Source organism: Gemmata sp. SH-PL17, assembly GCF_001610855.1.
Taxonomy (GTDB): domain Bacteria; phylum Planctomycetota; class Planctomycetia; order Gemmatales; family Gemmataceae; genus Gemmata; species Gemmata massiliana.
The window spans coordinates 7,226,545-7,238,838 of record NZ_CP011271.1; the positions used below are offsets into that span (position 1 = coordinate 7,226,545).

Below are 12,294 nucleotides of genomic sequence, written 5' to 3' on the forward strand. Positions count from 1 at the left end.
TTACGACTTGATGGCCTTTTCGATGTACTCGCAGCGAGACTTGAACGACTCTTTTGCCGTCTCGTAGGCTTGCGCGAACTCCGGCGTCTGGATCGCGGCGCCGAGTTGCTCCATTTCCGTGACGGTCGCGGGCGCCGTGCGGCCGAACGCGGCGAAGTACGGTTTGCCCGAACCCTTCCCGACCTTCCGCTGCACGTCCGCGGTCGTCGTGAACCGGCCCCACGGGATCGGGCACGCGCTCGCGACCTTGTGGGCGTCCGACTTCCGCGCCCAACCGCTCTCCGGGTCGAGCACTTCGGCGAGCGTGTCGGCCGCGGCCTTGTACGCCGGAGATTGTGCCTTGCGGAAGTCGCACTTCGCGGGCACCAACCCGTTCGGCGTTTGCACGATCACGACCGCGACCGCGTGTTCGTGCAGGTCGTTTTGCGCGAGGGACATATCACGGGTCGCGAACACAACATTACCGGCCGCGTTCATCTGTGTTTGGTACACCGCGGCTTCGACCAGCCAGAACTTCAACGGCTTCAGCGGGGTGACCGTTCCCAGATTGTCGAGGTAGAACCCACCTTCCTCGACACCGGCCGCGAGCAGTTGGTTGCGCTTGCCGGTGTTGGGTTGCAGTTGCCCCACGTAGCACTGTGGGGCGCCGCCCCCTTCCATCTGCGGCACGGCCGGGACCGCGGTTGCCCACGCGGGCAGGTTCGCGAGCGCGGTTGTTTGCTTCGGGGCGTCCACCGTGGCGCCGGCGGAATCGGCTTCGCGGGTCGTTTGCTTCGGTGGGACGAGAGTGCGAACGGCAGGCATGGTACAGGTTTCGGTTCAGGTGTGCCGTGGGATGTTGGGGTTCGCGTGTCGCACGGCCCGACACACAAATTGTATCGCGTCGCATTTTACATGTCAATTATTTTTTACGCCATCGGCAACGCGAACAGTTTCGTGTTCGCCTTCGGTACGCACGAATCCAGCCCCTTCAACGGGCAGAACGTGCAGTGCGTGCCGGGTCCGTAATCAATCTCCCCGCGACGGATCAGGGCGATTTGCAGTCGCACACGGTCCATGAGCGCCACGCACGCGGCGACATCAAGCGGCAGCCACCACTGCACCCCGTCCGGGGACGGGAGCTTCGCACCACGGGCGCGGTAGCCGTAGGCGCGAATCAGGTAGCCGGGTTCCGCTGCGGGGAAGCCCGACGCGCGAGCGGCCAGAACGTAGGCCGCTTGCTGATAGGCGTAGTCGTGGATCATCTGCCAACCGGTGGTCTGTCCGGTCTTCAGGTCGCAGACGAGCAACCGGCCGTTCTCGTCGCGGATCTGGTCGAGCGTGCCGCGGATGTGGATCGGCAACCCCGTCGGATCAAGGTCGTGCGGCGGGAGCACGAGCGCAACCTTGTGCTCTAACGCGACGACCGCCGCGTTCTCGTTACGGGGATCGAGCAAATAGGGTTCGAGGTAGAGGCGCGCTTCCGTGGGGTCGGCGAGCGGAAACTTCCCGGCCGCGCCGTGCATCGCTGCGACGGCCGCGGCCACTCGTTTCGTCGCGTCGGGTTCCGCATGGAACGCTTCGACGCCCGCGTGAACCATGCTCCCGGTCTGCGCGGCCGGACCGCCCTCGTCCAACTCGTCGAGCATCAGTACCACCTTGACCGGGCACTTGATAAGCCACGCCAGCGCCGACGGGCGCAGCGGTTTGTCGGCGCTGCCGAGCATCGCGGGGTTGAACATGGATACTTTCGGTGTGGGGTTGTGCCGCAGAGATTGTAGGCAAAAGAAAATTGCGTCGCAATACAAATTGCGACGCAATTTATTCTAGTTCGCCGGCACGAGTTGGTAGTCCTTTCGCACTTCACCCGCGTCGGGATCTCCGCGCCAGTGCGCCGGCCACCAGTGCAAACCGGGGGTCTTGTACCGTGGGTGTGTCAGGTTCTTGAAGTGACCGCGGCACAAGTGGAACCGGGTTCTCGCGTTCGGGTCGGCGTCGTTCTCGCTCCCGGTGCTCTTGCGGACGGTCGCGGGAACGGTCAATTTGAGCGTCCGGTGAACGATATCAGGCCCGCGTTTTACGGCTGCTGCGATTCGTCGCGGCGTTGTGCTACCAGTTGGTGTTGCCTCGATATTGCGGCAATTCATTAGCGCGAGAGCTTTAAACAGCCACGTTTCATGTGACGCGAGGTGGTCCACCATCGCAGTGTCATCCGTTCGCAGTAACCCCGTTTCGCCGTCGTGATAATAACCCCACGCAGGGTCACGTCGACTGTTAAATATCTCCGGCACATCAGCCCGAATCGCGTGCCCCGCCACTACGTTGTATCGCCCCAACATAGTGAAGTAGACGAACCCCGGTTTCGTCGAGATGGTAGGCGCGGTCCAAATCGATGCGGTAAACGTGTAAACTCTTGGTGGCCGGCACTGCTCTCCTTGCAACATGTACCCTTGACGTGTCACAGGATATTCAGCAGCGTAGTAGTCTGGAATACCACCCACCCGTTCCACCCACACTTCGTCAGAAGGTAGTGCCAACGGGACTTTTGTTACTTCATCTGCGGGCATCTGATCGAGCACGTCCAGCACGCCACTAGCGTCCACTGCCACGAGGTTTTCGGAGTTCGCCCACGAATCACGATTAATCGCGCCTAGCAGCATTGTGCCATCCGGAGCCACATTGATATCGTCGAAAAGATGACGGTAGGCAATCGCCGCATCTTTCTCAATGTAATCGAGCACCCGGTTAAGTAGTTCCATTACATCACCATTGCATCAGGGTTTCGGGCGACGCAATACAATGTATCGCATTTTATAATGCATGTCAAAAATGCGAGGTATTACACCCCCAGTTTCAATCCCAGATCCGTGAGGATCGGCAGCGCGACGAAGTTTTTGCGGTTCACGTCTGCGGTCGCGGAAAGTCCCTTCGACTGCGCGGCCCGCTGCCACCACTGACGTTGCTTGTCCGAGAGTGACTTCGCCGACGCGCTCGCGAACCCGCGCAGGTCCGGGAGCTTGTCAACGGCACGCCACCGGCCCCATGACACCGTTTGCCCCTCCGTACTCCGCTCGTTCTCCCGCGCCGCGTACAGCGGCTGCGAGGAACACGGGTGCATCAGGATCGCGTATTCCTTCTTTTGGAACCCCTCAACGGCCGTCAGATTGTACATCACGCCCACGGTCCCGTCTGCGAACGGCAGTTCCGCGGCACTGAAGCGTCCGAGGTTCTCGGCACCGACGACGCGCACCCCGGCCCGGCGCGACGGGTTGCCGAACGCGGCTTGTGATGCGGCGACGGCCGCGGGCGGAATCAGCCCGTCGTACAGGTAACAGTGTCGTTCGAGATTGCGGTTGCAACAGATGTATTCCGGGGCCGCTTCTCCCGGTCGCGTGATCCGCCCGACCTGTTGCAGCCACTTCACGGGGCTGAGCGTCGGGCGCAGGTCGATGAGGCGCCGGAGCTTCAGGTCGACGCCCTCACTCACGACGTCGATTTGTACGATCGCGACGCTGCCCCGCTCGCACGCGGCGAAGATCGTGTTACGTTCCGCGCGGGGCGTGTCCTGCGTGACGGCACGCGCGGGCAGCCCGGCCGCTTCGAGCATCGCGGCCAGTTCCCGCGCGATGTCGGTAGACGGGACGGCGAAGATGGTGGGGCGGTCCCAGCAGGTGGTGCGATCTTCGAGGTTGCCGTTCTCGTCGGGGCTACCGATGAAGCGGCGGAAGGTGTTACACCGCTCCACGACATCCGCGAGCCGCGGCCGCACGATCTCTTCCGCGCCGCGGACAGTGATCTCGCCGTTGGTGACTTCTACTTCGTCATCGTCGCTCAGTGCCCACGTTTCGCACCGGGGAACCGCGATGTAGCCATCTACGGCGGCTTGCGGGTACGTCATTACCCACGTCAACGACTTCCACGATTCGAGGAACTGTTCCGTTCCGAGCGGCGTTCCCCGGAACGGAGATGCGGTCAGCCCGATCTCGACTGCACCGCCCAAATACGCGCGGATGTCTTCGTAGCTGTCGGCGCTGCGGTGGTGTGCTTCGTCCCAGATCACCGCGTCCGGTCGCCACGGCAGTTCACCCTTCGCGAGCATGTTCCGCGCGCGAATCGGTGTCGTGATGCGGTATTCGAGTGCTTCCTTCGCGAGCCGCTCGTCGCTCCACTTCGACGTATCGACGCCACCTTTTTGCAGCATCCCGGCGACGATCTCCAACCGCGGCGTAATGAGCAGCGCGTCGGGGAGCCACGGCATGAGCAGCAGTTCCATAAACGACTTACCCGTTCCGGTCGGCGAAGCGTAGAGGAACGAGTCGCCGGGGGCCGCATCGTCGAGCGTCTGCAACACGTCGCACAGGAACGTGTCTTGGTAGTCGCGCGGCTTCGCGAGCAATTGAAGTTGCTTGTGTGGCATGAGGTTGTGTGGGGAAGAAAACGGGGCGCGAGAACCGCGCCCCGCGGGAATCAGAAGATCGCCGCGACGGAGCGGGTTACTGTCGCAGGATTTCGGCTCGCGCCTTCGCGATCAGATCGACCTGGATTTCGGGATCGAGTGTCCCGAACGCCAGCACCGCCGCGGCGAGTGTGACCTTCGGTGAGTCGATGAGCTTTTTCGCGAGCTTACGGTTCATTTCCGCGGCGAACAGCGGAAGTTGCGCCGTCGATTGGATTTTCGGTTGCGTTGCGGTTGCGGACTCGGACATGCGGGCACCTGGGATTGAGGAAAGCAATTGCGATTCAAGTTGACTACTAAATCGTATTTCATTGCAACGCAAATCTCAATACAAATCGAGTGAAATAAAAGGCCGGCTCCCGCGCGCCGGCCGAACGAGTCAATGAGCGATACGGAAGTAACTCGCCTGATCGCCGACGCCGCGCAGGTCGTTAACTCGGTCAATTGCTTCCACTTCAGTCGGCACCGTTTCGATGTGCCAACCGTTGCGGAGTATCCCGTAACCCGCGGGCACGCCCACGAGGGCGGGCCACGGGACGCATCGCGTTTCATCGACCGCGGCCAAATTCAAGCCCGTAGTCGTCAGCGAAGCGCAGACCGTGCGCCCGTCGATGTCCAGTTCCACCGCGCCACGCTCAGCGCGGACGACTTTCACCCTATACATGCGACACCCTCCGCGGCCCGCGAAATGCGAACCACGACACTAGCATAAGGCATGATGGACAAATTGCAACTCCCGTTTTGTATTTCGCGTTGCGATACAAATTTGACATGCAACGCAATTTCCGTTACATTGCGTCGAAGGATACAACGGATGAGCACACGCTAGCTTTCCTCTAATCGGAGTTTCTCGTGGCGATCAGCGACCAAATCAACACGCGCGTCGACCCTGCCATGAAAGCACGTTACGACGCCGCAGCAGCCGTGCTCGGCAAAACTGCGTCCACAGTATACCGCGAAGTGCTCGAATCGCACCTCGAAGAAGTGGAGCGACAGGCAGATGAAGCGGCGAAGCAGCGGGGGAAATGGCCGGGGAACGTGCCCGCGACGCTGGTTGAGGAAGCGCTGGAACGCCACCTGAAAAGCATCTCACGGACCGAACCACTCCGTCTGTCGCCGTCCGAATTGTACGGGCCAGAATCCAAAGCACTATGGACGTTACTTTCGTGGATCTGGGCGGAGGACGACGGTAGCGAAACGAAGGTGCGGGCGAAACTGACAAAGTGGCTGGAGTCGCTCGATATTTCCGCAGAGGTCATGCCTTACGCCGCCCAACCAACGGCCGACATGCTCAACAAAGCGCTCCCGACGCCGCGGAAGGTACGGAGCTACCCTCGCTCTTCATCGGGAGACGGCGAGTGAGTCACCCTAACCGACGAGCCACTTCCGCAGCGGTAGCCTGATTCTTCTCCGCGTAGATCTGCGTGACGTCCGCCCGCGCGTGTCCGAGCGCGTGCTGAGCCGCTTCGAGTCCGAGTGCGGCGCGGACGCGGGTCGCAAAACTGTGTCGCAACTGGTTCGGGTGCCACGGCTCGACCTTCGCCGCTTTGCACGCGCGCAGAACCGCGCGCGCGTAGCTCGGCGGAATCGTGCGGCGCGGCTCCGCGCCACGGGCCGTCCACGTGGTGGCGAACACGAATTCGCGGCTCCGGAGTTTCGCAGATTCTATCCAGGGACGCAGCACGTTCGCGGCTTGCGGCCCGATCGGGAGCGTTTTTTCGGTCCCGCGCCACCCCGTTTTGTGGTTCAGCCCGAAGTCGACACGCCCGCCGTCTTCGGTCAGCGTGACCCACTCAACCAACAACCCGCACGCTTCTCCAGGGCGCTGCCCGGTCCACCATTGGTACATCACCAGTGACCGCCACGGTTCCACCAACTGCTCAACAGTCGCTTGAACGACTCCCCATTCTACGGCTCCGACCGGTTCGGTTTCGCGCGCGGCGGACCGGAACGCCGGGAGCGGGGGCAGCAGCAGCAAGGAGTCGGCCACAGCATCGGGGATCAGTTTTTCCTCGACCCACCATTTGACCGCCCGCTTAATCCGTCCGATGTGCTGATTCACCGTTTTCCGCGAACACGTCGGTATCATCGATTCCCGCGCGGCTTTTAAAACGTCGCGGGATAGACCGACGGTTCGCGCCCCCTCTCCCGCGGTACGGGCCAAAAAGCGGAGAGCTAACAGAATCGACCGAATTTCACCGGAGAGCTTTCCGGACGGGAGCCGGTAGTAAGTTTCGCAGTGCCTTTGGTATTTCGCGATCGCTTCGGAGAGTGCCGGGCTAGTCGTGAGGGATGGGGAAGGTATCGCAACTGGAGAGGCAGTGACGGATTTTGCCGTCAACGTGGCGAGTGCAGCAACGGCCGCGTCGAACCCCTCTGCCTCTGCGCAGAGCTTTCGCCACGCGCCACCTACTGTGGTGTAGTAGTGACCTTGATGCAGAAAGGGCTTGGGCTTGCGGGGCATGCTGGCACCATCAAGTTATCAGGATTGAAACCTGATAACTTATATTGATGGCATCAATAGCGAAACGATACGCCCGCGACACAAACAACTATATAATCACGACTTAAATCACCTAATACTTCTCGCCCCGGAGTCACGCACGATGATCCTCGGCCTTCGCACCTTCATTGCCCACGTTCGTTCGGACCAACTGGCGGCGGCGAAAGCGTGGTACACGCAGTTCGTGGGCGCGCCGCCGTACTTCGATCAGCCGTTCTACGTCGGGTTCAACGTCGCGGGGTTCGAGTTGGGGCTGCACCCCGAGGGCGAGCCCGGGCCGGGCGGCACGGTCGCGTACTGGGGGACGGCCGATATTGCGGCCGAGGTCGCTCGCGCGGTTTCTCTCGGCGCAACCGTCGCGCAACCCGTTCAGGATGTGGGTGAGGGCATCAAGGTCGCGACCATCGCGGACCCGTTCGGCAACCAGATCGGATTGATTCAGAACCCACACTTTGATGTGAAAGCGGTAAAATAGCGGCGAGAATCCACCCGCGCGTTAACACTCACGGTTCGCCAAGAGGTCGGGCGAACGGCCGGTGTAAGCCGGTCGGTGAGACTCCCGAGTCACGTTACCGCATCCAGTGTGCACGCGGCTCACAGGGCTACACTCTTAAACCACGTTGCCGCTCGTACCGGCCGGCTTACACCGGCCGTTCGCCTCACTGGTATAGCCTCACTTTTCATAATCTACCCAGCCCTCGCGCCTGCGGCCGAGGGTGTCTACCTGCCAGTAACGACCGGAGATCGCGTCGAGGCAGGTGAGCCACCCGCCCCCGTAGGCGCAGGTGTCGATGCATACCGCGCCGGGGATCACCTTCGGCTCGCCGGAGCGCTGCGACGAGTGCCCGCAAATCACTGTTTTCCTGCTGTAGTGGCGCATCGCGTCCGGGAAGAACTCCCAGTACAGCATGTTGTCCGGTTGCTCGTCCATCGGCGCGTCGTGGTACACGCCGGCGTGAACGAAGATGAACCGGTCCGTTTCGTGGTACGGGACGAGTTCGTTTTCGAGGAAGTCCCAGTGCCCCCCCGGGACGTCATCGAACGTGCCGCTGATGCCGAGCGCCGGACCGTAGGAACCGAGCGCCTGCACGCCGCCGACACCGAGCCACATTTTCCGCTCCGGGCGCCCGCCGTCGCGGGCCTGGAGCATCATGATTTCGTGGTTCCCGCGCAAGCACACAACCGGGCGCGTCTGTTTCAGTTCGATCAAGCGGTTGATGACGCCCCGCGTGTCCGGCCCGCGGTCGACGTAATCACCGAGGAAGATGAGGTCGTCGGCCCGTGTGGGCTGCACCCACGCGAGGAGGTCGTTAAGAGCCACGAGGCAGCCGTGGACGTCGCCGATGGCAAGCACGCGCATGGAGCGTCTCCCGAAGACTCTTCAGTATAACGTCCCCATGCCAATCATTCTCTTCGACATCGACGGGACGCTCGTGCGCACGGGCGGGGCCGGTAAATCGGCAATGGAATCCGCCCTCGTTTCGGCGTTCGGTGTAACCGAGATCCGCGACGTGGTGAAGTACAGCGGGCGCACGGACGTCGCCATCACGCGCGACCTCCTCGAAGCCCACGGCGTCAGCCCCACGCTCGCGAACCAGCACCGGCTCCGCGACGAGTACCTCGCGCGCTTACCGGGCAGCCTGGAGGCTCGGGGTGGCGAGGTGTGCCCTGGCGTGCCCGAGCTGCTCGCGGCGATTGCGGGCAAACCGGACGTGGTGCTGGGACTGCTCACCGGAAACGTGCGGGCCGGGGCGCGGCACAAGCTCGGGTACTTCCAGTTGTGGGAGCACTTCACGTGCGGCGGGTTCGGGGACGACCACTACGACCGCGACGACGTGGCTCGCGCGGCACTCGCGTGCGTGCGCGAGCATGTGGGGAAGGACGTGGACCCGACCGACGTGTGGGTGATCGGCGATACGCCTTTAGACGTGAGTTGCGCACGGGCCATTGGTGCGAACGCGGTGGCCGTCGCGACCGGCTGGCACCCAGTCGAAGAACTCGCGGGGTGCCAGCCGGACCTGATTTTCGACGACCTCTCCGACCACACGCGGCTGCTCGCGGTGTGGGGGTAAAAGAACCTCTCCCCAACCCCCACCTTAAAATCTGTGCGTCAGCGTAGAGTAAAAATTCTGCTGGGATTGTGGGACGTTTGCGAAGGGTCACGCCGTGACCACAACGGCCCGGGATTCCTTCTTCTCGTCGTTCGGCACAATGCTGATTTCGACGCGCTGACCGAGAGCGTTCAGGAGTTTGAAGAGCCGTTCGATGCTGTAGCCTTCCGTTTGGCCGCGGAGGAGCTTCGAGAGCTTCGGCTGGTCGAGTCCGAGCAACTCGGCGGCTTTCGACTGTGTGAGTTTGCGTTTTTCGATGAAACCGCGGATGCGGAACACGAGCTCTGCTTTGGCAAGTACCACGTCCGGGTTCGGAAGGGACAAATCATCGAACACGTTTTCGCTCCCCTTCTCGATTTGAACGAGTTCGGTAGCATCAGGTTTTGCTTTCCTGCTTTTGCTGCTCGGTCCAGTCGGCATAGTGTCGCTCCGCGGCCTTGAGACGGGCCTCGACCTTCTCGATTTCCTCGCTGGGAGTCTTGATGCCACTCTTCGACTTCTTTTGGAAGACGTGGAGCACGTAGACCGCACCAGCGAACTTTACCGTGTACACCGCCCGGAAAGTGCTCCCGTCGTGGTCCTCGACCACTTCGAGCACGCCCCTGCCTTTGAACCCCTTGAGGGGTTTCACGTCGGGGTGTTTTCCGCCCTTCTGGGCTTCAAACAGTGCCTGCCCGACGGTTTGCCGCACGGGGACGGGGCACTTCTTCAGGTCTTTTTTGCTCGATGCCACCCAGAAGACCGGCTTCGGGGGACCGCTTTCATTGTTATCACCTGCCCCCATATCGATTATGCCAGATTTGGCATATCCCTGCAATTGTAGTTCCCACGGAGTTCCGGAGCCGCATTCGGGATGAGACCTGTACCCACCGCCCTTGCGGGCGGGGTTCACCGATGCACTGTCGCCCTATCTCCGTGGTTCACCCACCGCCCTTGTGGGCGGGGTTCACTTGTCCTTCTTCACATCTTTCTTGGGCTCCTCCTTCTTTGGAGCATCCTTCTTGGGCTCCTCTTTCTTCACGTCCTTTTTCGGTTCTTCTTTCTTCGGGACGTCTTTCTTCGGCTCCTCTTTCTTCGGCGGGTCTTTCTTGGGTTCTTCCTTCTTCGGCGGGTCTTTCTTGGGCTCTTCTTTCTTCGCTTCGATCACGTCCGCGGTCGTAATCACTGTAAACGCATAGTCCTTTCCGCCGGCCTTAGTGGTCGCGCGGAACACGAGCTGCGTCGAACCAACGGGCGTGGCCGGTTGCACGGTCAGGCCGATTTCGCCCTTCGTCTGGCCCTTCGCGATCGGCTTCACGGCGGGGACAATCGTCGGCGGGAGGAACAGCGGTGCGATCACGATGTCTTCGCCGGCCCCCTCACCGCGTGTCGCGTCGAGCAGCAGTTTGCTCGGCTTGCCCTTCTCAAGTGGGGTTGGGGCGAACGTCGCTTTGAGCACGAACGGCGGCTTCTCGACCACACCGACCGCGCACTGGTTGAGCAGCTCCGCGGGCGGGTTCGGCATCCCACTGAGTCCAGCTCGCACCGCGTCCAGGAGCGTGCCGTAACGGGTGACGGTCGTGTCACCGACTGCGGTCGCCTTGACGCGGAACGGGTGCGCCCCCGCCTTGGCGCCCTCTTTCACTTGGAGCGGCACGAACACGATCGTCTGGTTCGCGGGGAGCGTCACCTTGCCGCTCAGAGCGGCATCCCCGTCGATCGACAGGTCCACGGCTCCGGCAAAACCGTTCAGTCGCGTAACGGTGGCAAGAACACCGGTAGACCCGCCGACCGGCACTTCGGCCCGATCGAACGCGAGGGCAACGCTGAAGTCCGGACCGGCCGGGGCAACGGAGAGGTAGTACACCTCGTTTGGCCCGTTCAGGAAGTTCTGCTGTTCGCACGCGAGGATGTACTCACCGTCAGCGGGCGGTGTGAATTCGAGCCGGTTCACGGGCGCGGCCGGGTTGCTTCTCGCGACTTCTCCACCCTTCGCATCGAGTACACGCACCAGCACCTCGGTCGGCGCGTTCACTTCAAACGTGGCCACCGAGATGACGAGCTTCTGACCCTTCTTCCCCGTGATGGCGAAGTGGTCCATGTCCTTCGCTTTGTCGAAACGCGCGGATACGCCGCCCGGCACCGGTAGCTTGTTTGCCTTCGCTGGTTCATCATTCGGCTCCTGCTCGGTCGCTTGCGGGTAGTCGGTGAGCAGCACGGGAACCGGCCAGCCCGCGTCCTTCCCGGTCGTCGGTACGGCGTAGAAAGCAGCGACGCTGGGATCTTTCGGCGCGGTCGTGCTGACGGCGGGGATCGTGTCCGGACCGGAGAACCCGACGCTCACGGACTTACCGCGTTCGGCCGCGAGCGGGTACGCGGTCGTCGCGCCGGGGAAGTCACCGATGCGCAGCCGGTAGAAGAAGTCCCCGCCCCCGCGGTGGGTCGTGTCGCGCACCTCGACCAGCACCTCGCCGGCGTCCTTGAACGTGTGTGCGAGTCGGCAGTCGCCCTGCATTCCGGGCGTGTCGTCCGCGTACAGGCTGATGAGTTCGCGCTTCGTCTTCGCGTCGTGCAGGACGACGATCGGGTCGAGCGGCGACCCGATCCGGCGGGCCAGTACCTCGAACGCGAGCTTCTGCCCTGCGTCCACTTTCACCTTGTAGAACTCGGAGGTTTCGGACGCGACCACTCCACTCGCGACACACGGCGCGGTAACGGCCTGCGCCGTGTCCTTCGCGCGGTTCGCGCCGGTCGAAGCGACGAGCGGGAGCGTGTCCACTAAGAAGGGGCGCGCGTTCGAGACCCCGTTCTTGGTCGCAACTCGGACCGTGTACAGTCCGATCGCACATTTTGGATCAACAGCGACTTTCACACGGAACTTGCCCGCGTCGGTGCCGTTCTTGTTGTCGCCGGGGATCGTGATTTTCGCCGGGCAGCCCAGCGTGACGCCGATCGCGTCGGCGAGGTTGGTGCCGGTCAGCGTGAGTTCGACCTCGTCGCCGGGCTTGGCGCCGAGCGTGGCCGGCGTCGTGAGCGTGGGCGCTTGCGGTGCGGGTACGATTGCAGGGGCTTTGGGTTGTGCGATCGCGGTGCGCGTGCCGGCGGACGTTACCAGTGCGACACCGAACGCGAATCCGACCAGCGCAATGATCCAGGGGGGACGGCGCGACGACATGCTGCGACCTCTGGGAGGGGAATCTCAGGCGGGATGCGTCGATGATACCGACTGATCCGCGCCGCGACTAGCGCCCAGATCCGTTCTTGGG

General features: G+C 62.4%; 14 protein-coding genes. 3 read left to right on the forward strand and 11 right to left on the reverse strand.

Annotation, left to right across the window (positions count from 1 at the left end; translation table 11 throughout):
- The 6 genes from VT84_RS29895 to VT84_RS29920 form a co-directional block, all read right to left on the reverse strand.
- The gene (locus tag VT84_RS29895; RefSeq protein ID WP_082842092.1) at nt 1-804 is read right to left on the reverse strand and encodes a hypothetical protein; all 804 of its coding nucleotides are present in this window, start codon (nt 802-804) and stop codon (nt 1-3) included.
- A gap of 104 nt (nt 805-908) precedes the next feature.
- Nucleotides 909-1,721: a RecB family exonuclease gene (locus VT84_RS29900; RefSeq protein ID WP_082842093.1), complete on the reverse strand. Its 813-nt coding sequence runs from the start codon at nt 1,719-1,721 to the stop codon at nt 909-911.
- A gap of 84 nt (nt 1,722-1,805) precedes the next feature.
- Nucleotides 1,806-2,720 (reverse strand): hypothetical protein, encoded by a 915-nt coding sequence (locus VT84_RS39075; protein ID WP_157469978.1) that lies wholly within the window; start codon nt 2,718-2,720, stop codon nt 1,806-1,808.
- 98 nt (nt 2,721-2,818) lie between these two features.
- A complete protein-coding gene (locus tag VT84_RS29910) occupies nt 2,819-4,396 on the reverse strand; it encodes a DEAD/DEAH box helicase (protein WP_082842095.1) in 1,578 nt (525 codons plus the stop codon).
- A gap of 76 nt (nt 4,397-4,472) precedes the next feature.
- Entirely contained in the window at nt 4,473-4,685 is a 213-nt protein-coding gene (locus VT84_RS29915; protein ID WP_082842096.1) for a hypothetical protein, read from the reverse strand.
- A 129-nt stretch (nt 4,686-4,814) separates the two neighbouring features.
- A complete protein-coding gene (locus tag VT84_RS29920; protein ID WP_082842097.1) occupies nt 4,815-5,099 on the reverse strand; it encodes a hypothetical protein in 285 nt (94 codons plus the stop codon).
- 188 nt (nt 5,100-5,287) lie between these two features.
- On the opposite strand from VT84_RS29920, the gene VT84_RS29925 reads away from it, so the two are divergent.
- Nucleotides 5,288-5,797: a hypothetical protein gene (locus VT84_RS29925; RefSeq protein ID WP_082842098.1), complete on the forward strand. Its 510-nt coding sequence runs from the start codon at nt 5,288-5,290 to the stop codon at nt 5,795-5,797.
- Between the two features lies 1 nt (nt 5,798).
- Here VT84_RS29925 and VT84_RS39760 read toward each other — a convergent pair whose 3' ends face one another.
- Nucleotides 5,799-6,497, reverse strand: coding sequence for a tyrosine-type recombinase/integrase (locus VT84_RS39760; protein ID WP_162271889.1), 699 nt, complete (start codon nt 6,495-6,497; stop codon nt 5,799-5,801).
- A gap of 544 nt (nt 6,498-7,041) precedes the next feature.
- On the opposite strand from VT84_RS39760, the gene VT84_RS29935 reads away from it, so the two are divergent.
- Nucleotides 7,042-7,413, forward strand: a complete 372-nt coding sequence (locus VT84_RS29935; protein WP_052556662.1) for a VOC family protein — start codon at nt 7,042-7,044, stop codon at nt 7,411-7,413.
- 198 nt (nt 7,414-7,611) lie between these two features.
- Here VT84_RS29935 and VT84_RS29940 read toward each other — a convergent pair whose 3' ends face one another.
- A complete protein-coding gene (locus VT84_RS29940; RefSeq protein WP_052556664.1) occupies nt 7,612-8,298 on the reverse strand; it encodes a metallophosphoesterase family protein in 687 nt (228 codons plus the stop codon).
- Between the two features lie 37 nt (nt 8,299-8,335).
- On the opposite strand from VT84_RS29940, the gene VT84_RS29945 reads away from it, so the two are divergent.
- Nucleotides 8,336-9,010, forward strand: coding sequence for an HAD family hydrolase (locus tag VT84_RS29945; RefSeq protein ID WP_082842100.1), 675 nt, complete (start codon nt 8,336-8,338; stop codon nt 9,008-9,010).
- A gap of 87 nt (nt 9,011-9,097) precedes the next feature.
- Here the strand turns inward: VT84_RS29945 and VT84_RS29950 are convergent, their stop codons facing one another.
- The 3 genes from VT84_RS29950 to VT84_RS40325 form a co-directional block, all read right to left on the reverse strand.
- Entirely contained in the window at nt 9,098-9,469 is a 372-nt protein-coding gene (locus VT84_RS29950) for a helix-turn-helix domain-containing protein (protein WP_052556669.1), read from the reverse strand.
- Nucleotides 9,426-9,833 carry a type II toxin-antitoxin system RelE/ParE family toxin gene (locus tag VT84_RS29955; RefSeq protein ID WP_082842101.1) on the reverse strand — a complete coding sequence of 136 codons (408 nt, stop codon included), beginning with the start codon at nt 9,831-9,833 and terminating at the stop codon, nt 9,426-9,428. Before VT84_RS29955 ends, VT84_RS29950 begins: the two co-directional genes overlap by 44 nt.
- A gap of 162 nt (nt 9,834-9,995) precedes the next feature.
- A complete protein-coding gene (locus tag VT84_RS40325; protein ID WP_204249664.1) occupies nt 9,996-12,203 on the reverse strand; it encodes a hypothetical protein in 2,208 nt (735 codons plus the stop codon).
- Between the last annotated feature and the right edge of the window lie 91 nt (nt 12,204-12,294).

Coding starts and splice junctions, on each gene's coding strand:
- VT84_RS29895 (WP_082842092.1), bottom strand. CDS start 804: ATGCCTGCCGTTCGCACTCTCGTCCCACCGAAGCAAACGACCCGCGAA.
- VT84_RS29900 (WP_082842093.1), bottom strand. CDS start 1,721: ATGTTCAACCCCGCGATGCTCGGCAGCGCCGACAAACCGCTGCGCCCG.
- VT84_RS29910 (WP_082842095.1), bottom strand. CDS start 4,396: ATGCCACACAAGCAACTTCAATTGCTCGCGAAGCCGCGCGACTACCAA.
- VT84_RS29915 (WP_082842096.1), bottom strand. CDS start 4,685: ATGTCCGAGTCCGCAACCGCAACGCAACCGAAAATCCAATCGACGGCG.
- VT84_RS29920 (WP_082842097.1), bottom strand. CDS start 5,099: ATGTATAGGGTGAAAGTCGTCCGCGCTGAGCGTGGCGCGGTGGAACTG.
- VT84_RS29935 (WP_052556662.1), top strand. CDS start 7,042: ATGATCCTCGGCCTTCGCACCTTCATTGCCCACGTTCGTTCGGACCAA.
- VT84_RS29940 (WP_052556664.1), bottom strand. CDS start 8,298: ATGCGCGTGCTTGCCATCGGCGACGTCCACGGCTGCCTCGTGGCTCTT.
- VT84_RS29945 (WP_082842100.1), top strand. CDS start 8,336: ATGCCAATCATTCTCTTCGACATCGACGGGACGCTCGTGCGCACGGGC.
- VT84_RS29950 (WP_052556669.1), bottom strand. CDS start 9,469: ATGCCGACTGGACCGAGCAGCAAAAGCAGGAAAGCAAAACCTGATGCT.
- VT84_RS29955 (WP_082842101.1), bottom strand. CDS start 9,833: ATGGGGGCAGGTGATAACAATGAAAGCGGTCCCCCGAAGCCGGTCTTC.
- VT84_RS40325 (WP_204249664.1), bottom strand. CDS start 12,203: ATGTCGTCGCGCCGTCCCCCCTGGATCATTGCGCTGGTCGGATTCGCG.